Source organism: Actinomycetospora sp. NBC_00405, assembly GCF_036044095.1.
GTDB lineage: Bacteria > Actinomycetota > Actinomycetes > Mycobacteriales > Pseudonocardiaceae > Actinomycetospora > Actinomycetospora callitridis.
The window spans coordinates 3,556,793-3,580,766 of record NZ_CP107938.1; the positions used below are offsets into that span (position 1 = coordinate 3,556,793).

At 73.7% G+C, this 23,974-nt stretch carries 22 protein-coding genes; 11 read left to right on the forward strand and 11 right to left on the reverse strand.

Translation table 11 applies throughout. The annotated features are described in order from the left end of the window. The first annotated feature begins 25 nt into the window (after positions 1 to 25). From OG774_RS17545 to OG774_RS17565, 5 genes are read left to right on the forward strand one after another with little or no spacing between them, the layout of a single operon-like run. Positions 26 to 298, forward strand: coding sequence for an antitoxin (locus OG774_RS17545; RefSeq protein ID WP_328302735.1), 273 nt, complete (start codon positions 26 to 28; stop codon positions 296 to 298). A 46-nt stretch (positions 299 to 344) separates the two neighbouring features. Then, positions 345 to 530 (forward strand): hypothetical protein, encoded by a 186-nt coding sequence (locus tag OG774_RS17550; protein WP_328302737.1) that lies wholly within the window; start codon positions 345 to 347, stop codon positions 528 to 530. Position 531: 1 nt separating this feature from the next. Continuing rightward, positions 532 to 1,356: an SDR family NAD(P)-dependent oxidoreductase gene (locus tag OG774_RS17555; protein WP_328302739.1), complete on the forward strand. Its 825-nt coding sequence runs from the start codon at positions 532 to 534 to the stop codon at positions 1,354 to 1,356. 36 nt (positions 1,357 to 1,392) lie between these two features. Further along, positions 1,393 to 1,785, forward strand: a complete 393-nt coding sequence (locus OG774_RS17560) for a DUF3224 domain-containing protein (RefSeq protein ID WP_328302741.1) — start codon at positions 1,393 to 1,395, stop codon at positions 1,783 to 1,785. Continuing rightward, positions 1,785 to 2,270 carry an OsmC family protein gene (locus OG774_RS17565; RefSeq protein WP_328302743.1) on the forward strand — a complete coding sequence of 162 codons (486 nt, stop codon included), beginning with the start codon at positions 1,785 to 1,787 and terminating at the stop codon, positions 2,268 to 2,270. Before OG774_RS17560 ends, OG774_RS17565 begins: the two co-directional genes overlap by 1 nt. 7 nt (positions 2,271 to 2,277) lie before the next feature. Here the strand turns inward: OG774_RS17565 and OG774_RS17570 are convergent, their stop codons facing one another. Beyond that, a complete protein-coding gene (locus OG774_RS17570; RefSeq protein WP_328302745.1) occupies positions 2,278 to 5,856 on the reverse strand; it encodes an indolepyruvate ferredoxin oxidoreductase family protein in 3,579 nt (1,192 codons plus the stop codon). Between the two features lie 181 nt (positions 5,857 to 6,037). On the opposite strand from OG774_RS17570, the gene OG774_RS17575 reads away from it, so the two are divergent. The 3 genes from OG774_RS17575 to OG774_RS17585 are packed head-to-tail and all read left to right on the forward strand — an operon-like array spanning position 6,038 to position 8,160. Then, a complete protein-coding gene (locus tag OG774_RS17575) occupies positions 6,038 to 6,535 on the forward strand; it encodes an Lrp/AsnC family transcriptional regulator (RefSeq protein WP_328302747.1) in 498 nt (165 codons plus the stop codon). Between the two features lie 34 nt (positions 6,536 to 6,569). Beyond that, the gene (locus OG774_RS17580) at positions 6,570 to 7,367 is read left to right on the forward strand and encodes an arylamine N-acetyltransferase family protein (protein WP_328302749.1); all 798 of its coding nucleotides are present in this window, start codon (positions 6,570 to 6,572) and stop codon (positions 7,365 to 7,367) included. Then, complete coding sequence (locus tag OG774_RS17585) at positions 7,357 to 8,160, forward strand: thioesterase family protein (RefSeq protein ID WP_328302751.1); 804 nt, start codon at positions 7,357 to 7,359, stop codon at positions 8,158 to 8,160. The genes OG774_RS17580 and OG774_RS17585 overlap by 11 nt, the downstream gene beginning before the upstream one ends. A 35-nt stretch (positions 8,161 to 8,195) precedes the next feature. Here OG774_RS17585 and OG774_RS17590 read toward each other — a convergent pair whose 3' ends face one another. The 3 genes from OG774_RS17590 to OG774_RS17600 form a co-directional block, all read right to left on the reverse strand. Then, the gene (locus OG774_RS17590) at positions 8,196 to 9,449 is read right to left on the reverse strand and encodes an IS110 family transposase (RefSeq protein WP_328311003.1); all 1,254 of its coding nucleotides are present in this window, start codon (positions 9,447 to 9,449) and stop codon (positions 8,196 to 8,198) included. Positions 9,450 to 9,703: 254 nt separating this feature from the next. Then, entirely contained in the window at positions 9,704 to 11,704 is a 2,001-nt protein-coding gene (locus OG774_RS17595) for an HNH endonuclease signature motif containing protein (protein ID WP_328302753.1), read from the reverse strand. Between the two features lie 104 nt (positions 11,705 to 11,808). Beyond that, positions 11,809 to 12,906, reverse strand: coding sequence for an SPL family radical SAM protein (locus OG774_RS17600; RefSeq protein ID WP_328302755.1), 1,098 nt, complete (start codon positions 12,904 to 12,906; stop codon positions 11,809 to 11,811). Between the two features lie 136 nt (positions 12,907 to 13,042). Between OG774_RS17600 and OG774_RS17605 the strand changes: the two genes are divergently transcribed. The 3 genes from OG774_RS17605 (at position 13,043) to OG774_RS17615 (ending at position 15,877) form a co-directional block, all read left to right on the forward strand. Continuing rightward, complete coding sequence (locus OG774_RS17605) at positions 13,043 to 13,258, forward strand: hypothetical protein (protein WP_328302757.1); 216 nt, start codon at positions 13,043 to 13,045, stop codon at positions 13,256 to 13,258. A 112-nt stretch (positions 13,259 to 13,370) separates the two neighbouring features. Continuing rightward, positions 13,371 to 14,345 carry a phosphotriesterase family protein gene (locus OG774_RS17610; RefSeq protein ID WP_328302759.1) on the forward strand — a complete coding sequence of 325 codons (975 nt, stop codon included), beginning with the start codon at positions 13,371 to 13,373 and terminating at the stop codon, positions 14,343 to 14,345. Next, positions 14,342 to 15,877: a class I adenylate-forming enzyme family protein gene (locus OG774_RS17615; protein ID WP_328302761.1), complete on the forward strand. Its 1,536-nt coding sequence runs from the start codon at positions 14,342 to 14,344 to the stop codon at positions 15,875 to 15,877. Before OG774_RS17610 ends, OG774_RS17615 begins: the two co-directional genes overlap by 4 nt. Positions 15,878 to 15,970: 93 nt before the next feature. Here OG774_RS17615 and OG774_RS17620 read toward each other — a convergent pair whose 3' ends face one another. The 7 genes from OG774_RS17620 to rhaI are packed head-to-tail and all read right to left on the reverse strand — an operon-like array spanning position 15,971 to position 23,921. Next, positions 15,971 to 16,612 (reverse strand): LutC/YkgG family protein, encoded by a 642-nt coding sequence (locus OG774_RS17620; protein WP_328302763.1) that lies wholly within the window; start codon positions 16,610 to 16,612, stop codon positions 15,971 to 15,973. Beyond that, entirely contained in the window at positions 16,609 to 18,066 is a 1,458-nt protein-coding gene (locus OG774_RS17625; RefSeq protein WP_328311005.1) for a LutB/LldF family L-lactate oxidation iron-sulfur protein, read from the reverse strand. The genes OG774_RS17620 and OG774_RS17625 overlap by 4 nt, the downstream gene beginning before the upstream one ends. A 14-nt stretch (positions 18,067 to 18,080) precedes the next feature. Next, complete coding sequence (locus OG774_RS17630) at positions 18,081 to 18,830, reverse strand: (Fe-S)-binding protein (protein WP_328302765.1); 750 nt, start codon at positions 18,828 to 18,830, stop codon at positions 18,081 to 18,083. Beyond that, a complete protein-coding gene (locus tag OG774_RS17635) occupies positions 18,827 to 19,159 on the reverse strand; it encodes an L-rhamnose mutarotase (RefSeq protein WP_328302767.1) in 333 nt (110 codons plus the stop codon). The genes OG774_RS17630 and OG774_RS17635 overlap by 4 nt, the downstream gene beginning before the upstream one ends. Before the next feature lie 57 nt (positions 19,160 to 19,216). After that, positions 19,217 to 20,662 carry a rhamnulokinase gene (locus tag OG774_RS17640; RefSeq protein WP_328302769.1) on the reverse strand — a complete coding sequence of 482 codons (1,446 nt, stop codon included), beginning with the start codon at positions 20,660 to 20,662 and terminating at the stop codon, positions 19,217 to 19,219. Further along, positions 20,659 to 22,710, reverse strand: coding sequence for a bifunctional aldolase/short-chain dehydrogenase (locus OG774_RS17645; RefSeq protein WP_328302771.1), 2,052 nt, complete (start codon positions 22,708 to 22,710; stop codon positions 20,659 to 20,661). Before OG774_RS17645 ends, OG774_RS17640 begins: the two co-directional genes overlap by 4 nt. Positions 22,711 to 22,754: 44 nt before the next feature. Further along, positions 22,755 to 23,921: an L-rhamnose isomerase gene (gene rhaI / locus OG774_RS17650; protein WP_328302773.1), complete on the reverse strand. Its 1,167-nt coding sequence runs from the start codon at positions 23,919 to 23,921 to the stop codon at positions 22,755 to 22,757. Between the last annotated feature and the right edge of the window lie 53 nt (positions 23,922 to 23,974).

A 23,974-nucleotide genomic window follows, 5' to 3' on the forward strand; every position in this document is an offset into this window, starting at 1 on the left:
CTCCGAGGAGAACACGATGTCCCTGATGCGCAGGGTCGCGGCCGCCGGCGCGGCCATCGCCGCCGCGCGGCGCTACGCGCGGCAGAACCCCGAGAAGGTCAACCGCTACGCGGACCAGGCTGCGGCGTTCGTCGACGGCAAGACCGGAGGGCGCTACCGCAAGCACATCGACTCGGCGATGCGCCAGATCCGCAAGCAGACCAGCGTCCCGGGCCGTACCACCCCGTTCCCGGAGCCGCAGTACTACGGGCCGCAATCCGCGACGCGCTACCCGAGCCAGCGGACCGACCGTCCCTAGGTGATCTCGATGTGACGCCGGCGCCGGCAGTGGGCACAGGACGACCATGGGACTGAACTACCGCGGTCGTCGCAAGCTGGGCCCGCTGCCGGTGTGGCGCAACGTCTCGCGCTCCGCGGGCAACGGGAAGACCGTCTCCTGGACGGTCAAGCTCTTCGGCGTCAGCTGGAACAGCCGCACGAAGAAGAAGACCGTCGACCTGCCCGGCGGCTACTCCTACACGTCGGACTGACATGGCCTCCCCTTCCGGCCCCACCGTGCTGATCACCGGCGCCACCGACGGCCTCGGTCGCGCCCTCGCCCACGACCTCGTGGGGCGCGGCGACGAGGTGCTCGTCCACGGCCGCGACCCCGAGCGGCTGGCCGCGACCGTCGACGACATCCGCGCGGCGACCGGTGTCGAGGTCGCCTCGTACCGCGCCGACCTCGCCGATCTGGCCCAGGTCCGCGAGCTCGCCGACCGCGTCGCCGCCGACCACCCGGCGCTGGACGTGCTGGTCAACAACGCCGGCATCGGGGCCGACGTCCCCGGGGGAGGCGAGCGCCAGGAGAGTGTCGACGGGTACGAGCTCCGGTTCGCGGTCAACTTCCTCGCGGGGCACCTGCTGACCCGCCGGCTGCTCCCGTCCCTGCAGGCGGCGGGCACCGAGCGCGGCCCGGCGCGGATCGTCATGGTGTCGTCGGCCGGGCAGGCGGCGATCGACTTCGACGACGTCATGCTCGAGCGCGGCTACTCGGGCTGGCGGGCCTACTGCCAGAGCAAGCTCGCGCAGATCCTCGACGCCTACGACCTCGCCGACGAGCTCGACCCGGGCGTCGTCACGGCGACGGCGCTGCACCCCGCGACGTACATGCCGACGAAGATCGTGCCGTCGCCGATCAGCACGATCGCCGAGGGCGTGGCGGCGACGGCGCGGCTGGCGGTGGACCCGGAGCTCGCCGGCGTCACCGGGCGGTACTTCAACGGTGTGCGCGAGGCCCGGCCCGATCCGCAGGCGCAGGACCCGCAGGCGCGGGCGCGGCTGCGGGCAATCGCCGACGAGCTGACCCAACCCTGACGGGAGGTGTCAGCCTTCACCCGGCAGGATGATCGCGTGACCCATCTCGAGAGCGCGTTCAGCATCGACCTCTGGGAGACGGCGGAGGGTGACGCCCTGGCCGAGCCGGAGGGCCGGGGGCCGGCCACGGGTCGGGCGCTGATCCGGAAGACCTACTCCGGCGCCCTGCAGGGCACGGCGGTGGGCGAGATCCTCACGACCCAGGGCGAGGGCGGGGCGGCGTACCTCGCGCAGGAGCGCGTCGTCGGCGAGCTCGACGGCCGGACCGGGAGCTTCGTGCTCCAGCACGGCGCCGCCGGCGGTGACGGGCAGGAGATGCGCCAGTGGGCGTTCGTCGTCGCCGGGTCCGGCGCCGGCGACCTCACCGGTCTGAGCGCCACCGGCGTGGTGGCCCACGAGCTGCTGACCCTCGACTACGAGCTTCCCTGATGGCGTTCACCGAGGCGCCCGACGGCACCCACCGCTACCGCGCGACGTGCACCTGGTCGGGCTCGACCGGGGCCGGGTACGACGCCTACGACCGCGCCCACCGCGTGGAGGCGCCGCCGGCCGCCACCGCGCTCGAGCTCTCCAACGACCCGTCGCTCGGCGGCGATGCGTCCCGGCTCGACCCCGAGCAGCTGGTGCTGGCCGCGGCGTCGTCGTGCCAGCTGCTGTCGTTCCTGGCGATCGCCGCCCGGGCGCGGGTCGACGTCACCGACTACCGCGACGACGCCGAGGCGGTGATGTCGCACGACGAGGGTCCGGCGCGGATCGCCGGGATCGTGCTGCGCCCCCAGATCACCGTGGCGCCGGGCCCGAGCGTCCCCCGCGTGGAACGGCTCGTGCACCTCGCCCACGGCGAGTGCTACATCGCGAACAGCCTCGCGACCCCGGTGGCCGTGGAGCCCGCGATCACCTACTCCGTCAGCTAGGCAGCCGTCAGCTAGGCAGCAGCTCGGCCATCCGGGCGCGGTAGCGGGCGACGTTGTCGAGCTTGATCTGCTCGTAGCCCCGCACCATGTCCGGCAGGCCGGCGGTCTCGACGGCGCGGTCCGTGTCGTCGAGGGTCAGCAGCGTCGGGATCAGCGCGCGGTACTCCGCCACCAGCTCCCGCTCGACGCGACGGACCTCGGCGACGCCGAACGGGTCGAGCCGCGTGCCGCGCAGGCGGCGCATCGCCCGCAGGGTGCGGTAGCCGGGCCGGAACCAGCGACCCAGCGTGATCTTGCGCTGCATCCCGACCGCCCGGAGCACCGGCGGGTGGAGCTTCCACGCGTACCGGGCGCCGTCGCCGAACTGCGCGCGCACCGAGGCGTCGAGCGCCGGGTCGAGCGAGAGCCGCGCGACCTCGTACTCGTCCTTGTACGCCATGAGCTTGAACAGCCCGGTGGCGATGGCCTCGGCGAGGCGCGGGTCGGCGTCCACCGTGCCCGCGACCACCGACGCGTACTGCCGCGCGTAGTCCGCGTCCTGGTACGCGACGAGCTCGGGCACCCGGACACCGACCAGGCGCGCCAGCTCGCTGCCCGCCGGCGCACCGATCGACGCGACGATCTCGGCCGCCTCCGCGGCGCCGCGCGCGTCCAGCCCCGGGACCCCGGTGTCGGGGCCGGTACCCGTCGTCGCGGCGACGACGGCCGCGAACGCCGTCGGGTCCGCGACGGCCTGGCGGCCCCGCCGGAACGCCTGCAGGTTCTTCTCCACCGCCGCGCCGTTGAGCGTGAACGCCTCCTCGACCGCCGAAGCGGGCAGCGGCAGCGCGCCGGCCTGGAAGGCCGCGCCGAGCAGCAGCGTGAGCGCGAACTGGTCGTCACCGAACAGCGCCTCGCTCAGCGCGCGGGCGTCGACGACCACCCCGGCGTCCTTCCGGGTCCGCTCGGTGATCCGCGCCAGCACCGCGTCGGCGTCCGGGAACGAGACCGTCGGGTCGACGACCATCGCGCCCGTCGGCACCTTCGCCGACGAGATCGCGGCGACCGTGCGCCACGACGAGGTGGTGGCGAGGTTCGAGGGCTCCGCGGCGACCAGCAGGTCGGCGCCGAGGTAGAGGTCGCACTCCCCCTCGGCCGCACGGCCCGCCGCCTCGAGCGACGCCCGGCTGATCTTGACGTCGGAGACGACCGCGCCGCCCTTCTGCGCGAGGCCGGTCTGGTCGAGGCCGCGCACGTGGCGCCCGGCCACGAGCCCGGCGGTGGCGAGCACCTGGGACACCGTCGTCACCCCGGTGCCGCCGATCCCCGCGAGCCGCACGGTGAAGGCGTCGGGGTCGACCAGCGCGGGCGGCGTCGCGAACGCGTCCGGGCCGAGCGGTTCTGCGCGAAGGGCACCGTCACGCGCTCTAGCCGCGCGAAGGGCACCTTCGGCCGAATCCGCGGTGCCCGGCTCGACGGTCAGGAACGCCGGGCAGTCGCCGTCGAGGCAGGAGTAGTCCTTGTTGCACGACGCCTGGTGGATGCGGGTCTTGCGGCCGAACTCGGTGTCGACCGGCGTGACCGACAGGCAGTTCGACGTCTGCCCGCAGTCGCCGCAGCCCTCGCAGACGCGCTCGTTGATCATCACGCGGGTGCTCGGATCGGCGATCGTGCCGCGCTTGCGCTTGCGGCGCTTCTGGGCCGCGCACTCCTGGTCGTGGATGAGGACGGTGACGCCCGGGGTGTCCGCAAGGACCCGCTGGGCCTCCTCGTAGCGCGACCGGTCCCAGACGTCGACGCCCTTGGCGAGGCGGACGCCCTTGTACCGCGAGCGGTCCTCGGTGGTGACGATGATCCGCGCGACGCCCTCGGCCTGCAGGCTCTTCGTGAGCGCCGGCATCGACAGCGCGCCGACGGCGTCCTGCCCGCCGGTCATCGCCGCGGCGCCGTTGTGGAGCAGGCGGAAGGTCAGGTGCGACCCGGCCGCGACGGCGGCGCGCACGGCCAGCGAGCCGGAGTGGTGGAACGTCCCGTCGCCCATGTTCTGCACGAAGTGATCAGCGTCGACGAACGGCTCCATCCCCAGCCAGTGCGCGCCCTCGCCGCCCATCTGGCTCAGGCCCGTGACCTCGCCGACCTGCTCCTCGGGCATCAGCAGCACCATCGTGTGGCAGCCGATGCCGGCGCCGACGAGGGAGCCCTCGGGGATCGCGGTGGTCGAGGTGTTGTGCGGGCAGCCCGAGCAGTAGAACGGCGTGCGGTGCCCGCCCTCGACGGGCGTCAGCGACAGCTCGATGCGGCTGCGGCGGGCCTTCGCGTCGCGCCAGGCGACCACGGACGGGAACGACCCGTGTTCGAGCAGGCGTCCGCCGAGCCGGCGCGCGACGACGTCGGGGTCGAGGTCGCCGTGCTCGGCGAAGAGCGTCGTGCCGTCCGGCCCCCGCTTGCCGTGCACGGCGGGCGCCCCGGCGCGGCCGTAGAGCCGCTCCTTGATCTGGGTCTCGAGGAACGCCCGCTTCTCCTCGACGACGACGATCTCGTCGAGGCCGTCGGCGAAGCGGTCGACGATCCCGGGCTCGAGCGGCCAGGGCATGCCGACGCGCAGCAGCCGCACGCCGCGCCGGGCGAGCTCGGCGTCGTCCAGCCCGAGGGTGTCGAGGGCCTGGCGGAGGTCGAGCCAGCTCTTGCCGGCGGCGACGACGCCGATCCGCGCCGGCCCGCGGCCGACGATGCGGTCGAGGCCGTTGGCGGCGGCGTAGCGGCGGGCGATCTCGAGCCGGGCGCGGTAGAGGTCGCGCTCGATGGGCCCGAGGTGCGGCTGCAGGAGCGTCGCCGACGGCGTGTGCACGTACTCGCGACCGTCGATCGTCACGTCCGGGGCGACGATGCGCACGCGGTCCGGGTCGACGTCGACGGTGCCGGAGCCGTCGGCGACGGCGGTGACCATCTTCAGCGCGGTCCACAGCCCGCTCGCCCGGGAGAGCGCGACGGCGTGACGGCCGAGGTCGAGGACGTCCTGCGAGTCGGCGGGGTAGAGCACCGGGACGGCCATGTCGGCCAGCGCGGCCTCGGAGGCGCAGGGCACGCTCGACGACTTCGCCGCGGGGTCGTCGCCGACGAACGCGACGGCGCCGCCGCGCGGGTGGGTGCCGGTGAGGTTGGCGTGGCGCAGGGCGTCGGTGGCGCGGTCGAGGCCGGGTGCCTTGCCGTACCAGTAGCCGACGACCCCGTCGCGGGTGAGCGAGCCGGTGGCCGCGGCGAGCTGGGTGCCCTCCACCGCGGTGAGGGCGAGCTCCTCGTTGAGACCGGGCGCGAAGACGACGTCGTGCTCGCCGAGCAGGTCGCGGTGGCGGGCGAGCTCGAGGTCGTAGCCGGCCAGCGGCGAGCCCTCGTAGCCCGAGACGTAGCCCCCGGTGCGCAGGCCCGCGGCACGGTCGGCGCGGTGCTGGTCGAGGGGCAGGCGCACGAGGGCCTGGACGCCGGTGAGGTGCACGCGGCCGGTGGTCAGGGCGTAGCGGTCGCGCAGCGTCCGGGGGCGCTGTGGGCCGTCACCCCGGTCGTCGCCGTGGGGGACGTCGAACGCGGGTGGGCGGACGTCGACGGTCATGGGGCACCTCCTCGGCGGGCGGACGTCCGGGCGGGTGGTCCCCGGCGTCCGGCCACGCTTCTCGCGGTGGCACGAAAGGTAGGGAGTTACTCTCCAGTGGTCTAGTGTCATGCAGATCGACTGGGCCAACGGTCCAGTCCAACGGGCTCCTGATTGATCCCCTTCGGCCAATGGACGACACGTGGACCTCGACGACCTCGACCGCGCCCTGCTGCTCGCGCTGCTCGAACGCCCGCGGGCCGGCCTCCGCGAGCACGCGCGGGCGCTCGGCATCGCCCGCGGCACCGCCCAGGCGCGCTTCCTGCGGCTCCAGGAGCGCGGGGTCATCGTCGGGTTCGCCCCGCACGTCAACCCGGAGGCGCTGGGCTTCGACGTGCACGCGTTCGTCACCCTGCACATCACCCAGGGCCGCCTGGACGACGTCGCCACGCGTCTGGAGGCCGTCGCCGAGGTCGTCGAGGTGCACAGCATCACCGGCGACGGCGACCTCTGGGCCCGGGTGGTCGCCCGGACCAACGCGCACCTGGAGCAGGTGGTCCAGGGGATCATCGGCACCCCGGGGGTGGAGCGCACCCGCACGGAGATCGCCCTCACCGAGCGGGTGGCCCACCGCGTCCTGCCGCTTGTGCGTGCCCTCCCCCGCGGACGCCGGGGCACGGAGGCGGGACACGACGCTTGACCTCCACGGGACTCGAGGTCCCACCGTGGAGGGCATGAGCACCGCCGTTGACACCGGACTGCCGGCCTCCGTCGTCGCCGAGTACCTCGATCGGGTCGGCCTGTCCGGCGAGCGACCGGCGCCGGCCGAGCTCACCCGGGCGCACGTCGCCGCGATCCCCTTCGAGAACGTCGACGTCGTCCTCGGCCGTCACCGCGGGATCGGGCTCGACGTCGTCGTCGACAAGCTCGTCCGCCGACGCCGCGGCGGCTACTGCTACGAGCACGCCCGCCTGATGGCCGCCGTGCTGGGGCACCTCGGCTACGAGGTGCGGCCCGTCATGGCGCGCGTCCAGGCCGACCGCGGCGGCCCGCGCACGCACCGGGCCCTGGTGGTGGACGAGCAGCTCGTCGACGTCGGTTTCGGGGCGAGCATGCTGGTGCCGATGCCGCTGTGCGACGGGGTCGTCGTCGACCAGGCCGGCTGGCCGCACCGGCTCGAGCGCGAGGGCCGGGAGTGGACGCTCGTGCGGGCCACGCGCGACGGCGAGGAGCGGGCGTACCGCCTGGACCCGGAGCCGTCCGAGCCGGTCGACGACGAGGTCGCGCATCACTTCACGTCGACCCACCCCTCGTCGCCGTTCACGGGCCAGCTGGTCGTGATGCGGCTGGCCGACGGCGTGAGCCGCCGGCTCGTGCGCACCACCCTGACCACGGAGTACGCCGACGGTCGCGTCGAGGAGCAGGAGGTGACGGACGTCGTCGACACCCTGGCCTCCCTGGACGTCGACCTCGACGACGACGAGGCCGCGGCGTTGCGGACCTGGTGGTCTACTCAGCGACGTGATCAGTGAGCTCGCACTCGACAGCGCGTCCGAGCGGGTGGCCGACGGGGTGCACGAGATCGTCCTGTCCGACCGCTGGGGTCTCGACGACGGACGCCTCAACGGCGGGTACCAGCTCAGCGTCGCGCTGCGGGCGCTCGCGGGCGAGGTCCCGCTGCCCGACCCCGTCGTGGCCTCGGCGTCGTACCTGCGCCCGGCGATGCCCGGGCCGGCGCGGGTGCTCACCGAGGTGGTGCGGGCCGGGCGCCGTCTGGCCACGGGCACGTCGCGGATCGTGCAACCCGGCCCGGACGGCCGGGAGCGCGACGTCCTGCGCCTGGAGGCGACGTTCGCGGACCTCGCCGCGAGCCCGGCCGAGCCGCACGACCTGACCGCGGCCCCCGAGCTCCCGCCGTTCGACGCGTGCACCACGTTCGGCGGCGCCGACGCGCCCCCGACGGTCGCGGCGGTCGGCCGGCGGATGCGCTACGGGGTGACGGAGATGCCGGGCTGGACCCGCGGCGAGCCGTCGGGCGGTCCTCGCGCGGAGTTCTGGTTCGCCCTGGCCGACGGGTCGGACGCGACGCTGCTCGACCTCGCCTTCGTCGTCGACGGGGCGGCGCCGGTGGTGCTCGAGCTCGGCCGCGGCTCGAGCACCACCCAGCTCACGGTGCACCTGCGCGAGCACCCGGCGCCCGGGCCGCTGCGGTGCCGCACGGTGACGAACCACCTCTCCCACGGCCTGCACGAGGAGGACGTGGAGGTGTGGGACTCCGCGGGACGGCTCGTCGCGCAGTCGCGCCAGTTGGCGCTGCTGCTGTAGGCGCTCGGCCCTCAGAGATCCCATGGGCTGTGAGGTCAAGCTGCCGCGAGGGTGCGGTGGGCCCAGGCGGTGGTCTCGTTGTAGGGGGTTGGGGTCTTGAGGCAGCCGTGCAGAATGCCGACGAGGCGGTTGCCGAGTTGTCGTAGCGCGGCGTGGTGGCTGGTGCCGCGGGTGCGGAGCTGGTCGTAGTAGGCCCGGGCGCCGGGTGATGCGGTCAGGGCGCAGAACGCCCACTGATGTGTGGCGTCGCCGAGGCGGCGGTTGCGGGCGTAGCGGGCGAGCACGACGGTCTTGCGCCCCGAAGCGCGGGTGATCGGGGAGGTCCCGGCGTAGTTCCGTCGGGCCTTGTGATCGTGGTACCGGTGCGGGTCGTCGCCGAACTCGGCGAGCACGCGGGCGCCCAGCACGGTCCCCAGACCCGGCTGGCTGAGGTAGATCTCAGCGTCCGGGTGCCGGCCAAAACCCTGCGCCACCACCTCCTCCAACGCCGGGATCTGGGCGTTGAGCCCCACGATCAGCCGCACCTGCGAGGCGGCGATGGTGGCGTAGGCCGCCTCGATCGCCGCCGCCTGGCGCAGCGCCGGCGCCCGCAACACCGCCTGGATCGCCTCGGTCTTGGCCTCGACCTCACGGCGCCGGGCCCGCTGGAGGACCGCGGCGATCTTCGAGCGCGACAGCCGCGCAGCCCGGTCCGGGTCGCCGGCGCGCTCGAGGAGTTCGAGCGCGTCGGGGTCAGCGAGCTCCAGCTTCGCCGCCGTGAGGGCCTCGAGGGCGGCGGGGAAGTACTCCCGCAGCGCCTGACGCAGCCGCTGCAGATGCCGGGTCCGCTCCCAGATCAGCGACTGGTGCGACCGCGCGACCAGCTTCAGGCCCTCCACAGCGTCGCTGTCGCCGGCCACCGGGCGGTGATGGGCCCGGTCCAGGCGCACGATCTCGCCCAGCACATGGGCATCACCCGAATCGGACTTCGCCCCCGACGTCGAGTGCCGCTGCCGGTACCGGGCTGCTGACATCGGATTGATCGCAAACACCTGATACCCGGCCGCGACCAGCGCGGCCACCCACGGGCCCCGGTCGGTCTCGATCCCCACGATCACCTCGCCCTCGGCGAGCATCCCGGTCTCCGGGTCGATCACCTCCTCGCTGAGGTGCTCGGCCAGCAGCTCGTGCAACCGCGACATGCCCGCCATGCCCTCAGGCAGCCGAGCCTTCGCCAACCGGCGCCCCGCGTCGTCGAGGATCTCCACGTCGTGGTGGTCCTCGGCCCAGTCATCACCCACGAACAGCACCACGTCGCGACCTCCGAGCGCGCCAGTCGAACCTTCCCGTCCGGCAGCGCGGAGCAGACCAGCCGCGACCTAATGGTCAAGTGCTCACCGAGCACTGCCCGGGGCACGTCATCCCATCAGCGATCCACGGCCTGCTCACGACCGGCGGGCGCACGATCTGAGGCTAGAGCTGACCATCGCCCGGAACAGCGGAGTGCTGACCCACCGGCCGCTACCGCAGCCAAGCCTGGCAGAACCAGCCCCGGCGGGCCCCATTAGAACGGTGGCTCGCCGTCGTAGGAGGTCCGGGTCGGGATGGTCGCCGCCGGACGGGTCTTCTGGGTGAGCTTCTGGAACCAGTCAGGGTCGATGTCGTCGTGGGTGTCGGTGCGGTCGTCGGACCAGCCGTCGTCGGGCAGCGGTCGCGAGTGGGCGGCCAGCTTCGGGACGGGGAGTGGCTCGGTGATCCGTTTCGGGTGGCTGGTGTAGGTGATGCCGGCGCGGGTGCGGATGACGAACCGCCCGGGGCTGGGTTGGCGGACCGTCCATGGGGCGTGGTGCTTGGCGCGGTGGTCGTGGGTGCACCAGGCGCCGAGGTTCCAGGACGAGGTGGGCCCGCCCCAGGCGTGGGCGAGGGTGTGGTCGAGGTCGGCCTTGTGGGCGGGGCGCCGGCACCAGGGCGCAACGCAGTACCGGTCGCGGACCCGGATCCAGCGGTCGAGCTCGGCGCCGGGCCGCCGTCGTGCCCGGTCCTCGGGTCCAGCGTCCTGGTCGGGTGGTGCGCCGGGGCGCCCGAGCTCGGCGAGCCGTTGCTGCAGTTCTCGGAGGAGTGGCGCCCAGTCGGGGTGGTCGTCCGGGTCGAGGGCGGCGAGCACCGTCGTCGGGACCTGGAGCTCGACGATCGATGCCCTGCGTCCCCGCACCCGATGCCGGCCGCGGGGGCCGGGAGGTCGGCGCCGGGCGAGCAGGACGTGCTGGAGTTGGCCCTGGTCGTCGGTCAGCACGACACGCCACTCGCCGTCACGGTGTCGCAGGGCGAGCGTGCGGGCGTCACCGGCGAGGACGGCCCCGTAGCCGGGGACGCTGCCGGGGTGCTGGTCGAGCCCGAGGGCGGTGGTCAGCCGCAGCCGCACCTCGACGACACCCTCCCGGATCCGGCCGGGCCCGGTGTCGGGCGGGTCGAGCGGCACCGCGGGCTCGGGCACGTCAGGCAGGTCGGGGAGATCGAGGACGCCCTGCTCCGACGGTGACCGCGGCGCGGGCACGGTCGAGAGGGCGTCGTTGTCGTCGGGGCCGTCGTCGTCGAGGCCGTCGTCATCGGGGCCGTCGTCTTCGGGGCCGCCATCGTCCGGACCGCCGTCGTCTAGTCCACCGTCGTCCGGGCCGATGTCGGGACCGCCGTCGTCATCGGTGTCATCGGTGTCATCGGGTGTGTCGTCGGGGTCGTCGGGGGTGTTGTGCGCGTGGTACTCGGCGGCGAGCAGCAGCGCGACGGTGCGGTCGTCCATCCCGGCGGTGGAGCCATCGAGCAGCCGCAGCCCGACCTGCAACCGCAGCACCCCGATCGGGATCAGGACCCCGAGGTGGCGCACGGCCGCGGCGAGCGCGTCGATGCGGGCCCGGGAAGCGATGCCATCGGGGGCGGGCGCGTCGCAGAACGACAGGTTCGCGGTACCCGACGGGGTCGGCGAGAGGATCACCCGCGCCCGGGCCTCGGCGCGCTGGCGGCGCCGCTGGGCCCACTCCGGGTCCAGCGCCGTCGCGACCTGCTCGATCCGCTCGATCAACGCCCCGACCGGCAGCTCCGGCGCCTCGGGCAGCACGATCCGGCACACCTGGTGGGCGTGGTCGTCGGCGAGGTCGCGGGTCTGGTCGCAGATCGTGCGGGCCTTGGGTTCGTCGAGCCACCCGGCGTACAGCGCGTCGCCGACCTCGGGCAGCCGCTCCTGCAGATCGTCGGCCAGGTCGAGCTTGCGCGAGGACATGGTGCGCGACCAGCCCAGCTGCGCCGAGACCTCGTCGCCGGAGAACTCGTCGCACGACGCCAGGCGCTCGGTGCGACCGGCCTGGGCGCGCCCCAGGTGGTGCAGCCCCTCGAGCAGCTCGGCGGTCGCCCGGTTCTGCAACCGCCACCGGCCCCGCACGTAGGCGGCCAGATCCTCACCGGCCAACGCGGCCGGGGACAGGCGCTCCAGAGCAGCGGCCAGCTCCGCGCCGGGCGCGAGAGCGTCCAGCCCGGCCACCAGGCCGACCCGGACATCGTGGTCGATGCTCACGAGAAGAACGCTAGCCCCGACCCCCGACAACGACGGCCGGTCACAGGCCCTCCGACCGGCCCCAGGAGATCACAGACAGGTAACGATCCCCTGCTCGACGGCCCCTAGGTCCAGTACAGGACCCGCGCCGCGGGCAGGCGCTCCGCGAGCTCGGAGGTCACGTGGGCGCGCAGGTCCGCCATCACGTCGTCGGGGTAGACGTGCTTGACCGCACCGAACTTCCCGCGCTTGGTGCGCCGCTGCTCGGGGTCCATCTCGAGACGGGTGCGCGGGTACCAGGTCTCGAGGGTCTCCTTGCTCCCCGGCGTGAACCGGTGGGTGATGCACTCGGCGGTGAGGTCGAGGTCGTCGACCCCCTCGAGCGCCGCCGCGACCCGGGCGAGCAGGTCGGAGTACGCCGCCCGCCAATCACCGACGGGCATGATCGGCGCGATCGTCAGACCCACCGGCCAGCCGGCGCGGGCGAGCGTCGCGAGCGCGTCGATGCGCTTCCCGACGGGATCGGTCCCGCCCTCGAAGCGGCCCACCACCGACTCCGGGCCGACCGAGAACCGCAGGCGGGTGCGACCGCCGTGCGGCAGGTCGAGCAGCCCCGCGACGTCGGCGAACTTCGTCGTCGCCCGCAGCTGCACCGGGCCGCCGAAGTCGTGGGTGCCGACATGGCGGATCGCCGCCGAGAGGCTGCCGGTGACGTGCTCGATGCCCAGCGGGTCGGTGTAGCAGGACGCCTCGAAGGTGGTCCCCTCCGCGGCGCGGTCGACGTTGGTCGAGGTGATCGTGCCGTGACCGACGTAGGCGTCGAGACCGGCGAGAATCTCTTCGAGGTCGCCGTAGACGCGGGTCATCGGCGGGCCGGTCAGCGAGCCGGCGAGGTAGCAGTACTGGCAGTGGGCCGGGCAGCCGCGGGCGAGGTCGACCCGCCAGTCGGCGCTCGGCGGGATCGGGTCGAGCTTCCGCGCCGACGCCGGGCTCGTGACCACCGCCAGCGTCGACTTCGCGCGGGCGTAGGTCTCGCGCTCGCTCTCCCCGCGCACGCCGGTGATCCGGTCGCCGCGCAGCAGCTCGACGTCGTCGACGCCGGCCGCCGCGCACCGTCGGAGGATCTCGGCGGTGTGCGGGTGCTCCTGCGCGGAGCGGGTGACCAGGACGCGCTGCGGGGTCCAGAGACGGGTGGTGGGCGCGGCCGGGAGGGATGTCGTCATCGCACTCACGTCAACGCACGGCACGTTCGGCGACTTCCGCCCGGACGGGGTGATTGGTCCCTCCGGGCGCGGGATACTCGGCCGCATCCGGCAGTGGTGCCGGTCACATCCGTTCAGCCCCATCTCGGGAGGTCCCGTGTCCGCCCCGTCCTCCGGTCCCGACCTGCGCCCCGCGGCGCTCGACGACTCCGCCCTCGACGACCTGCGCCGCGTCGAGGAGCGCATCGGCACCCCGCTCGTCGCGTACGAGGCCGAGAGCCCCTACGCCGAGCTCACCGACGAGCAGCTCGCCGAGATCCGGCGGGCCGAGAGCGCCCTCGGCGTCCGGCTGCTGGCCTACCGCCCGGCCTGACGGGTCGGGCCGCACCTCCGGGGTCCTGCGCGGCGAGCACGGCCGGACTGGCCTCCGCGCACCCTTTCGGTGAGGGTGGTCCGGGTCACAACGACGCGGCGGAGGTGCGGGCATGCCCACGGTGGAGACGGTGCGGGGTCCGGTGGAGACCGGGGACCTCGGCACGACGCTGATGCACGAGCACGTGTTCGTGCTGACGCCCGACATCATGGCCAACTACGGCGACGAGTACTGGGACGAGGAGGTCCGGGTCGCCGACGCGATCGAGAAGCTGCGCCGCCTGCGCGACCTGGGCGTCACGACGATCGTCGACCCCACCGTCGTCGGGCTCGGCCGCTACATCCCCCGCGTCGCGCGGATCAACGCCGAGGTCGACCTGCACATCGTCGTCGCCACCGGCCTCTACACGTTCGACGAGATCCCGCACTTCCTGCACTACCGCGGCCCGGACACGCTGCTCGGCGGGGACGAACCGATGGTGCAGATGTTCGTCAAGGACATCCGCGAGGGCATCGCCGGGACGGGGATCAAGGCGGCGTTCCTCAAGGGCGTCGTCGAGGAGCGGGGCCTGACACCCGACCAGACGCGGGTGCAGCACGCCATCGCCGCCACCCACGTCGAGACCGGCGTCCCGATCACCGTGCACACCAACAGCGCGCACCAGACCGGGCGGCTCGCCCTCGACCTCTACGAGCGCAACGGCGTCGACCTCACCAAGGTCGTCGTCGGGCACGCGGGCGACACCAACGACCTCGACTACCTGCGCGAGATCATGGACCGCGGCGCGACGATCGGCTGCGACCGGTTCGGGCTGGATCTGTTCAACCCGACCGAGCAGCGGGTCGCGACGATCGCGGCGCTCTGCGCCCAGGGGTACGCCGACCGGATCGTGCTCGCCCACGACGCCGCCTGCTACATGGACTTCTTCTCCGGCGAGGCCTCGCAGGCCGCGCTGGCGCAGGCCGCGCCGAACTGGCACTACGAGCACATCCACCACGACGTGCTCCCCGCGCTGCGCGAGCAGGGCGTGAGCGACGAGCAGCTCACGACGATGCTGGTCGAGAACCCGCGGCGGTACTTCTCGTGAGCCCCGAACCCCTGCCCCCCGAACCCCTGCCCCGCGGCCCGGCGCCGTTCGACACGACGGGCATCACCCGCGGTGACGACGGCATCGCGCGCTACGACCACCTCGCCCCGTCGGTGGTGGCGATGGTGCGGGCGTCGGTGGAGCGCCACCCCGACGTCGAGGCGGTGGTCGAGGTCGGCGGCGAGCGCGTCACGTACGCCGAGCTGTGGGACCGCGCGGCCCGGGTCGCCGGCGGCCTGGTCACCGACGGGATCACCCGCGGCGACCGGGTGGCCTCGCTGCTGCCGGCGGGCCTGGACTGGGTGGTCGGCTTCCTGGGCACGCTGCTCGCCGGCGCCGTCGCCGTGCCGGTGAACACCCGCTTCGCCGCGCCGGAGATCGAGCACGTCCTCACCGACTCCGGGGCCGCCGCGGTGCTGCGGGCCGGGTCGCCGCTGCCCGAGGGGAACCCGGAGGCCCTCGAGGACCTCGTCCCCGGCGACCTCGCGGCGATCTTCTACACCAGCGGCACCACCGGCCGTCCCAAGGGCGCGCGCACCACTCACGGCAACTTCCTGTCCAACGTCGAGACCGCGATCCGCGTGATCGGCATCGACCGCGCCGACGGCCCGACGCTGCGCAACCTCGTCTCGGTCCCGCTGTTCCACGTCACCGGCTGCAACTCCCAGCTGCTCGTCCAGCTCGGCCTGGGCGGGACGACGGTGGTGCTGCCGACGTTCCAGGCGGACGCGTTCGTGCGCACGATCGTCGAGGAGCGCATCGACACGCTGGTCTCCGTCCCCGCGATCTACGGGCTGACGCTGGCCCGCGGCGACCTCGACGTCGACCTCTCCGGTGTCCGCCGCGCGACCTACGGCGGCGCGCCCATGGCGCCCGACCTGGTCCGCAGGCTCCAGGAGCGCCTCCCGCGGGCCCGGCTGGGCAACGGGTTCGGGCTGACGGAGACCTCCTCGATCTCCACGTTCCTGCCCCACGAGTGGGCCGTGGAGCACGCCGACTCCGTGGGCTTCGCCGCCCCGGTGGTCGACCTCGCGCTGACCGACGTCGACGACGCCGGCGTCGGGGAGCTGCTGATCCGGGGCCCGAACGTGGTCGACGGGTACTGGGAGGCCCCGGAGGCGACGGCCCGGACGTTCGTCGACGGCTGGCTGCACACCGGGGACCTCGCCCGCGTCGACGACGGGCTGGTCCGGGTGGTCGACCGCGCCAAGGACGTGATCAACCGCGGCGGCGAGAACGTCTATTCGGTCGAGGTCGAGAACGCCCTCGCCGGCGCACCCGGGGTGGCCGACGCGGCCGTCGTCGGGGTCCCGGACGACGTCATGGGCGAGAAGGTCGGCGCGGTGCTGGTGGGCGGGAGCGTCGACGTCGACGCCGTCCTCGCCTACCTGGATACGCAGCTCGCCGACTTCAAGGTGCCCCAGTTCGTCGTCGTCACCACCGACCCCCTGCCGCGCAACCCCGGCGGCAAGCTGCTCAAGCGGACCCTGCGCGACGGCACCGACTGGGGGCGGCCGGTGCGCGGTCGCTGATCACCGCGGCCGCACGCCCGACCCGATCTGCTGGGAGCAGCTGGTCACCCCCCGTACGTGAGCGAAGTTCCCGGCCATAGCCGTGAACTTCGCTCACATGGGGCCGACGAGGACCACGTCGAGACGGCGGGGGCCGTGGACGCCCTCGACGCGGTCGAGCTCGATGTCGCTGGTGGCCGAGGGCCCGGAGACGAACGTCAGCGGGTGGGTGGGGTCGAGGCGCGCGACGCCCTCGGGCACCGAGGACACGACGTCGGCGGCCCGGACGACGCACACGTGGTGGTCGGGGACGAGCGTGATCGCCCGCCGCCCCTGGTCCGGCGCGAGCGCGTCGAGGACGAACGTGCCGGTGTCGGCGATCGCGACCGCGGCCCCGGTGACCACCGCGTCGACCGCATCGAGCTTAGCCACCGACAGCGGCGGCTCGTCGGGCCGCACGCGGGCGGTGACCTCGCCGAGCCAGCGCGCCGGCAGGCCGGGCGGGGCGACGAACGTCGTGACGCCGGCGCTCTCCAGGATCTCAGCGATCACCGCCGAGACGTCGTCCTCGTCGGCGACGCGGTACACGGTGGCCCTGTAGTCGGTGAGGGTCCCGGCGAGCCGGTCGACGACCTCGGGCGACCCGGGCGGCGCGGTGCCCGTCCGCCGGTACTCCCGCGGCACCTCCGGGGCGGTGGCGCCGCCGGCGTCCCGGGCCGCCCGCAGCCGCGCGAGCACCTCGTCGCGCGCGCTCACGACGACGACCCCCGGGTGCGCGCCCACCACTGCCGGAACGTCTCGGCAGGCGGGGCCGGCATGTCCCGGGCGCCGAACCACGCCGCCGCGCCCGGCCCGGGCACCGAGCGGATGCGTCCCGAGCGCCCGATCAGCCGCCCCAGCTTCAGGGCGCGCTCGACGAGCGAGAACCGTCCGGGCGAGGACATCGCGGCGGCCGCGGCGCGCATCGCGACATCCTGCGTCGTCGGGCGGGTGTGCGCGTCGACCGCGGCGGCGCGCTGCTGCACGAGCAGGTGCGGGATGTCGATGCGCACCGGGCACGCGTCGAAGCACGCCCCGCACAGCGTCGAGGCGTAGGGCAGCGAGGCGCTGACGTCGTCGGCGCCGTCGATGCCGGTGAGCTGCGGGGTCAGCACGGCACCGATCGGCCCCGGGTAGACCGAGCCGTAGGCGTGCCCGCCCGTGCGCTCGTAGACCGGGCAGACGTTGAGGCACGCCGAGCAGCGGATGCAGTGCAGCGCCTGGCGGCCGTCGGGCGAGGCGAGCACGTTCGAGCGGCCGTTGTCGAGCAGCACGACATGGAAGGTCTGCGGGCCGTCGCCGGGCGTGACCCCGGTCCAGGTCGACGTGTACGGGTTCATCCGCTCCCCGGTCGACGACCGCGGCAGCAGCTGCAGGAACACCTCCAGGTCCGACCACGTCGGGACGATCTTCTCGACGCCCATCACCGTGATCAGGGTGTCCGGCAGCGTCAGGCACATCCGCCCGTTGCCCTCGGACTCGACCACCGAGATCGTCCCGGTGTCGGCGACGGCGAAGTTGGCCCCGGAGATGCCGACCCGCGCGGAGAGGAACTTCCGGCGCAGGTGCGCACGGGCCGCCATGGCCAGCAGCCGGGGCTCGTCGGTGAGCTCCGGGTCCACGTCGGGCATCTCGCGCAGGAAGATGTCGCGGATCTCCGAGCGGTTGCGGTGGATGGCCGGGACGAGGAAGTGCGACGGCCGGTCGTCGGAGAGCTGGACGATCAGCTCGGCCAGGTCGGTCTCGAGCGCCGCGATCCCCGCCTCGCCGAGGGCCTCGTTGAGCCCCGTCTCCTGCGTGGCCATCGACTTGACCTTGACGACCTCCTCGACGCCCGTCCCCCGCACCAGGTCCACGACGATCCGGTTGGCCTCCACGGCGTCGCGCGCCCAGTGCACGACACCGCCCCGGGCGGTCACCGCCTCCTCGAACTGCACGAGCAGATCCGGCAGACGCGCCATGACGTCGGCCTTGATGCCCTCGCCGGCGCGGCGCAGCTCCTCCCAGTCGTCGACCTCGGCAACGACCCCGGCGCGCTTGGCGCGGATCGTGCGGGTGGCGTGGCCGAGGTTCTGGCGCAGCTGGGTGTCGGCGAGGGACCGGCGCGCCGCGGCGGGGAACGACTCGCTCCCGCGCAGGTGGCCGTACGGGTCCGACGCGACGGTCGGCATGCCGAGATGGGTGGTCACGCGGGGACCTCCTGATCGGCGGTGGACGCCAGGATCTCGGCCAGGTGCACGGTGCGCACGCCCGAGCGCAGCCGCGAGAGCCCGCCGCCGATGTGCATGAGGCACGAGGTGTCGCCCGCGGTGCACGCCTCGGCGTGGGTGGAGAGGACGTTCGCCATCTTGTCCGCGAGCATCGCCGTCGACGTCTCCGCGTTCTTGACCGCGAACGTCCCGCCGAACCCGCAGCAGACCTCGGCGTCGGGCAGCTCGGTCAGCGTCAGGCCGCGGACCGCGCGGAGCAGGCGCAGCGGCTTGTCGCCGACGCGCAGCATGCGCAGCGAGTGGCACGTCGGGTGGTAGGTCACGCGGTGCGGGTAGTAGGCGCCGACGTCGGTGACCCCGAGGACGTCGACGAGCAGCTCGGAGAGCTCGTAGGTCCGGTGGGCGAGGTCCTCGGCCGCCTGCGCCAGCTCCTCGTCCCCCCCGCGGCGGGCGACCATCGCGTGCTGGTGACGGACGCACCCGACGCAGGAACCCGACGGGGCCACGACCACGTCGGCAGCGCCCGAGAAGACCTCGACGTGGTGGCGCACCAGCGGCAGCGCGAGGTCGAGGTAGCCGGTGTTGACGTGGGCCTGCCCGCAGCAGGTCTGGTCGGCGGGGAAGACGACCTCGTGTCCCAGGCGTTCGAGCAGCTCGACCGTGGCCTGCGGCGCCCGGGGGAACAGGGCGTCCCCGAGGCAGGTCGCAAGGATTGCGATCTTCACGTCGACCGCTCCAGCTGCTCCTCGAGCCCGAACACCTGCTCGAGGACCCTGAACGCCGTGTCGGGGCGGGCGCCGTCGAAGAACTCCGCCATCTCCGCCTGCCAGCGCTCGTTCACCGCGGTGCGCTCCATCGCCGCCCGGGCCTCGGTGAGGTCGTCGGCCTCGACGTGGCCCACCAGCAGCCCGTCCTCGCCGAGGTAGAGCCGGTAGTCACGCCATCCGGCGTCGCGCAGCGCGATCAGCATCTCCGGCCAGACGTCGCGGTGGCGGGCGCGGTACTCGTCGAGCCGGTCGCGGCGCACGTGGTGCACGAAGCAGTAGTGCGGCACGGCGGATCCTCCTCGCCAGTGGTGGCGGCCGGGACAGTGTCCGCCGGGCGGTGGTGGTCAGCGACCGAGGACGGCCTCGAGATCGTCCCAGCGACCCGCGCCGCGGGGTTCGAACGTCACGGTCGTGACCTGCTCCGCGAGGAACGCGCGGAGGTCCGGGAGGTCGCCCCCGAGGGCGCCCAGTGCCCGGGCCTGGACCAGCACGTTGCCGATCGCGGTGGCCTCGACCGGCCCGGCCACGACGGGCAGCCCGCAGGCGTCCGCGGTGAGCCGGCAGAGGAGCCGGTTCCGCGCGCCACCACCGACGACGTGGACCGTGTCGACCTCGCGCCCCGAGAGCCTGACCGCCTCCCGGACGGCGCGGCGATGGGCGAGAGCCAGGCTGTCGAGGACGCACCGCACGATCCCGGCACGGGTGTCGGGGACCGGTTGGCCGAGAGCCGAGACGGCCTCGGCGATGCGCGCGGGCATGTCGTCCGGCGCCAGGAACACGTCGTCGGCGGCGTCGACGACCACGGACGGGCCCGCGTACGCCTCGGCCTCGGCCAGCAACGCCTCGAGCGCCGGCGAGCCCCAGGCGCGCAGGCACTCCTGCAGCAGCCAGAGGCCCATCACGTTGCGCAGATAGCGGATGGTGCCGTCGACGCCGCGCTCGTTGGAGAAGTTCGCGGCACGGGACGCCTCGGTGAGCACCGGGGCGTCCAGCTCCACGCCGACCAGCGACCAGGTGCCGCACGAGACGTAGGCGAAGCGCTCGCCGGTCGCGGGCACGCCGACCACCGCCGACGCGGTGTCGTGCGACCCGACCGCGAGCACCGGGGTGGCCGGGTCGAGGCCCGTCTCGGCCGCGACCGACGGTGTCACCGGGCCCACCACGTCGCCGGGGGCCCGCAACGCCGGGAGCAGCGACGGGTCGATCCCGACGCGGAGCGCGAGGTCGGTGTCCCACCCGGACCCGTCCGCGGCGAGCAGCCCGGTGGTCGAGGCGTTGGTGAGCTCCGCACCACGCTCACCGGTGAGCCAATAGCACAGCAGGTCGGGCACCAGCAGGAGCTCCTGCGCGGCGGTGAGCTGTGCGGTGCCGCCTGCGGCCACGAGCTGGTAGATCGTGGTGAACGGCAGCTCCTGGACCCCGGTGCGGGCGTAGAGCTCGGCCGCCGGGACGGTGCGGTGCACCCGCTCGGCGACACCGATGGTGCGGTCGTCCCGATGGTGCACCGGGGTGCCCAACAACGCCCCGTCGGCATCGAGCAGGCCGTGGTCGATGGCCCACGTGTCGATGCCGACGGCGTCGACGGTCGCGGCCTCCCGCAGCCCGCGGAGGATCTCGCGGTGCAGGCCGATGACGTCCCAGTGCAGGGTGTCGCGGACCCGGACCGGTCCGTTGTCGAAGCGGTGCACCTCGGTGAGCTCGAGGCCCGCCGTCCTGCCGACCCGTGCCCGCACGACCCGCCCGGACGACGCCCCGAGGTCGACGGCGGCGACCGTGACCTCCTGGCTCATCGCAGGAAGGCGGCCGCGACGCCGGCGTCGACGGGGACGTGGAGCCCGGTGGTGTGCGACAGGTCGTCCGAGCAGAGCACGAACACGGCGTTCGCGACGTGCTCGGGCAGCACCTCGCGCTTGAGCAACGTGCGCTGGGCGTAGAACGCGCCGAGCTCGGACTCCTCGACGCCGTAGACCGCCGCACGCTGCGCGCCCCAGCCGCCGGCGAAGATGCCCGAGCCACGGACCACGCCGTCGGGGTTCACGCCGTTGACCCGGATGCCGTGCTCGCCGAGCTCGGCGGCGAGCAGCCGCACCTGATGCGCCTGGTCGGCCTTGGCGGCGCCGTAGGCGACGTTGTTCGGCCCGGCGAACACACCGTTCTTCGAGGCGATGGCGACGATGTCGCCCCCGAGACCCTGCGCGATCATCACGCGGGCGGCGGCCCGGGCGACGACGAACGACCCGCGGGCCATGACGTCGTGCTGCACGTCCCAGTCGGCGTCGCTGGTCTCCAGCAGCGGCTTGGAGATCGACAATCCGGCGTTGTTGACGACGAGGTCGACCCCGCCGAAGGCCCGCGCCGCGGCGTCCACGGCGGCCTCGACCGCGTCGGTGGAGGTGACGTCGACGGTGACGGGCACGGCCGCGTCGGTGGTCCCGATCTCCGACGCCACGGTCACCGCGGCGTCGGTGTCACGGTCGGCGACGACGACGGCCGCGCCCTCCCCGGCGAGGCGGTGCGCGATCGCGCGGCCGATACCGGAACCGCCGCCGGTGACGAGCGCGACGCGCCCCGCCAGTGGTTTCGGTCTCGGCAGCCGCGCGAGCTTGGCCTCCTCGAGGGGCCAGTACTCGATGCGGAACTTCTCGCGCTCGTCGATGGGGGCGTAGGTCGAGAGCGTCTCGGCGCCCTGAATCACGTTGATCGCGTTGACGTAGAACTCGCCGGCGATCCGGGCGGTCGATGCGTCGGCGCCGAAGGAGAACATCCCGACACCGGGGACCAGCACGATTGCCGGATCCGCGCCGCGCATCGGCGGGGAGTCGGCGTCGGCGTGCCGGGAGTAGTAGGCGCGGTAGTCCTCGCGGTAGGCCTCGTGCAGCTCCCCCAGCCGCGCGACGACGTCGTTCAGCGGCGCGTCGGCGGGGAGGTCGAGGACCATCGGGCGGACCTTGGTCCGCAGGAAGTGGTCGGGGCACGAGGTGCCGAGCGCGGCGAGGCGCTCCAGCTCGTCCCGCGCCAGGAACTCGAGGACGGCGTCGGTGTCGGTGTAGTGGCCGACGACCCGACGGTCGGTGGACGCGAGCCCGCGCAGCACGGGTGCGAGCGCGGCGGCGCGGGCCTGGCGCTCGCCCTCGGGCAGCGCCGCGAAGCCGGGCCGCACTGCGCCGAAGGCGACCGAGGGATCGGTCCCGCCGCGCGCGTCGATGTGGTCCCAGGCGGTCCGGATGATCTCCAGCGACCGCCGCTCGCACTCCTCGGACGTCGCGCCCCAGGCCGTGATGCCGTGGCCCCCGAGCACCACGCCGATCGCCCGGGGGTTCTCGCGGGCGACCTCGGCGATGTCGAGGCCGAGCTGGAAGCCGGGACGTCGCCAGGGCACCCACACCACCCGGTCGCCGAAGATCTCCTTGGTGAGCGCCTCCCCGTCGGCCGCGGTCGCGATCGCGATGCCGGCGTCGGGGTGCAGGTGGTCGACGTGGGCCGCCTCGACCAGGCCGTGCATGGCGGTGTCGATCGACGGGGCGGCCCCGCCGCGGCCGTGCAGGCAGTAGTCGAACGCGCCGACCATCTCGTCCTCGCGCTCCACGCCGGGGTAGACGTCGACCAGCGCGCGGAGCCGGTCGAGACGCAGGACGGCGAGCCCGGCCCCGGTCAGGGTGCCGAGGTCGCCCCCGGAGCCCTTGACCCACAGCAGGTCGACGTCGGCGCCGGTGGCGGGATCGGTGGCGGTGCCCGTCGCGGAGGTGTTGCCGCCGGCGTAGTTGGTGGTGGTCGGGTCCGCGCCCAGACGGTGGCTGCGGTCGAGGAGGTCGCGGACGGGTCGCGGGGTCGCGCTCATGGGGGGCTGCTCCTGGTGGGGTCGCCGGGGTGTCGTCGGGGGTGTCACGCGCCCCAGCCGGCCTGGGTGCCGCCGACGCGTTCGGCCTCGATGTGCTCCTGGTGGCCGGAGCGGCGGTACGCCCCGAGCGGGTCGGGGTCGAGGCCCTGTTCCTCGCGGACCTCACGCAGCAGCGGCCGGACGTCGGTGGCGTAGGCGTCCATGAGGACCTCGTTCGCGCCGAGCACGTCACCGGCGGCGCGGGCGGCGGCAAGCGCGTCACGGTCGAGCAGCAGGGCCTTGGCCGTGGCCTCCTGCACGTTCATCACCGAGCGGATGATCGCCGGGATCTTCGCCTCGATGTTGTGGCACTGGTCGAGCATGAAGGCGATGCCCGAGTCCGGGGTGTGGACGCCGGCCTCGACGATCTCGTTCATGATCCGGAACAGCTGGAACGGGTCGGCGGCGCCGACCATGAGGTCGTCGTCTGCGTAGAAGCGCGAGTTGAAGTCGAACGCGCCGAGCCGCCCGGCGCGGACGAGGAACGCGACGATGAACTCGATGTTGGTGCCGGGCGCGTGGTGGCCGGTGTCGATGCAGACCGTCGCCCTGGGTCCGAGCTCGAGGCAGTGCGCGTACGACGTGCCCCAGTCGGGGACGTCCGAGTGGTAGAAGGCCGGCTCGAAGAGCTTGTACTCGAGCAGGATCCGCTGGTCGCCGGAGAGGCGGGCGTACACCTCCCGCAGGGCCTCGGCGAGCCGGTCCTGACGGGCGCGCATCGAGTCCTGACCGGGGTAATTGGTGCCGTCGGCGAACCACAGCTTCAGATCGCGGCTGCCGGTGGCGTCCATGACGTCGACGCAGGCGAGCAGGGCGTCGACGGCCTTGCGCCGGACCCGCGGGTCGGGGTTCGTCACCGAGCCGAGCTTGTAGTCGTCGTCCTGGAAGACGTTGGCGTTGATCGCCCCGATGCCCAGACCCTGCTCGGCGGCGTACTTCGCGAGCTCGGCGTAGTCGTCGACCCGGTCCCAGGGAACGTGCAGCGAGACCGTCGGTGCAGCGCCGGTGAGGCGGTGGACCACCGCGGCGTCGGCGATCTTCTCCCAGGGGTCACGAGGCACTCCGGCCTGCGCGAACACCTTGAAGCGCGTCCCCGAGTTCCCGTACGCCCACGACGGGGTGTCGATGCTCTGCGCCGCGAGATCGCGGCGAACGGCCGCCGGGTCAGCCATCGTGCGCCTCCTACTTAGATCGTTTCAACCACGACGGTAGAGAGTCGCTGGAG

Excerpts from the sequence above, each read along its gene's own strand:
- OG774_RS17645 (WP_328302771.1), bottom strand. The coding sequence starts at position 22,710 with ATGAGCGCGACCCCGCGACCCGTCCGCGACCTCCTCGACCGCAGCCAC.
- OG774_RS17640 (WP_328302769.1), bottom strand. The coding sequence starts at position 20,662 with ATGAGCCAGGAGGTCACGGTCGCCGCCGTCGACCTCGGGGCGTCGTCC.
- OG774_RS17545 (WP_328302735.1), top strand. The coding sequence starts at position 26 with ATGCGCAGGGTCGCGGCCGCCGGCGCGGCCATCGCCGCCGCGCGGCGC.
- OG774_RS17625 (WP_328311005.1), bottom strand. The coding sequence starts at position 18,066 with ATGCCGACCGTCGCGTCGGACCCGTACGGCCACCTGCGCGGGAGCGAG.
- rhaI (WP_328302773.1), bottom strand. The coding sequence starts at position 23,921 with ATGGCTGACCCGGCGGCCGTTCGCCGCGATCTCGCGGCGCAGAGCATC.
- OG774_RS17565 (WP_328302743.1), top strand. The coding sequence starts at position 1,785 with ATGGCGTTCACCGAGGCGCCCGACGGCACCCACCGCTACCGCGCGACG.
- OG774_RS17570 (WP_328302745.1), bottom strand. The coding sequence starts at position 5,856 with ATGACCGTCGACGTCCGCCCACCCGCGTTCGACGTCCCCCACGGCGAC.
- OG774_RS17555 (WP_328302739.1), top strand. The coding sequence starts at position 532 with ATGGCCTCCCCTTCCGGCCCCACCGTGCTGATCACCGGCGCCACCGAC.
- OG774_RS17600 (WP_328302755.1), bottom strand. The coding sequence starts at position 12,906 with ATGACGACATCCCTCCCGGCCGCGCCCACCACCCGTCTCTGGACCCCG.
- OG774_RS17550 (WP_328302737.1), top strand. The coding sequence starts at position 345 with ATGGGACTGAACTACCGCGGTCGTCGCAAGCTGGGCCCGCTGCCGGTG.
- OG774_RS17580 (WP_328302749.1), top strand. The coding sequence starts at position 6,570 with ATGAGCACCGCCGTTGACACCGGACTGCCGGCCTCCGTCGTCGCCGAG.
- OG774_RS17610 (WP_328302759.1), top strand. The coding sequence starts at position 13,371 with ATGCCCACGGTGGAGACGGTGCGGGGTCCGGTGGAGACCGGGGACCTC.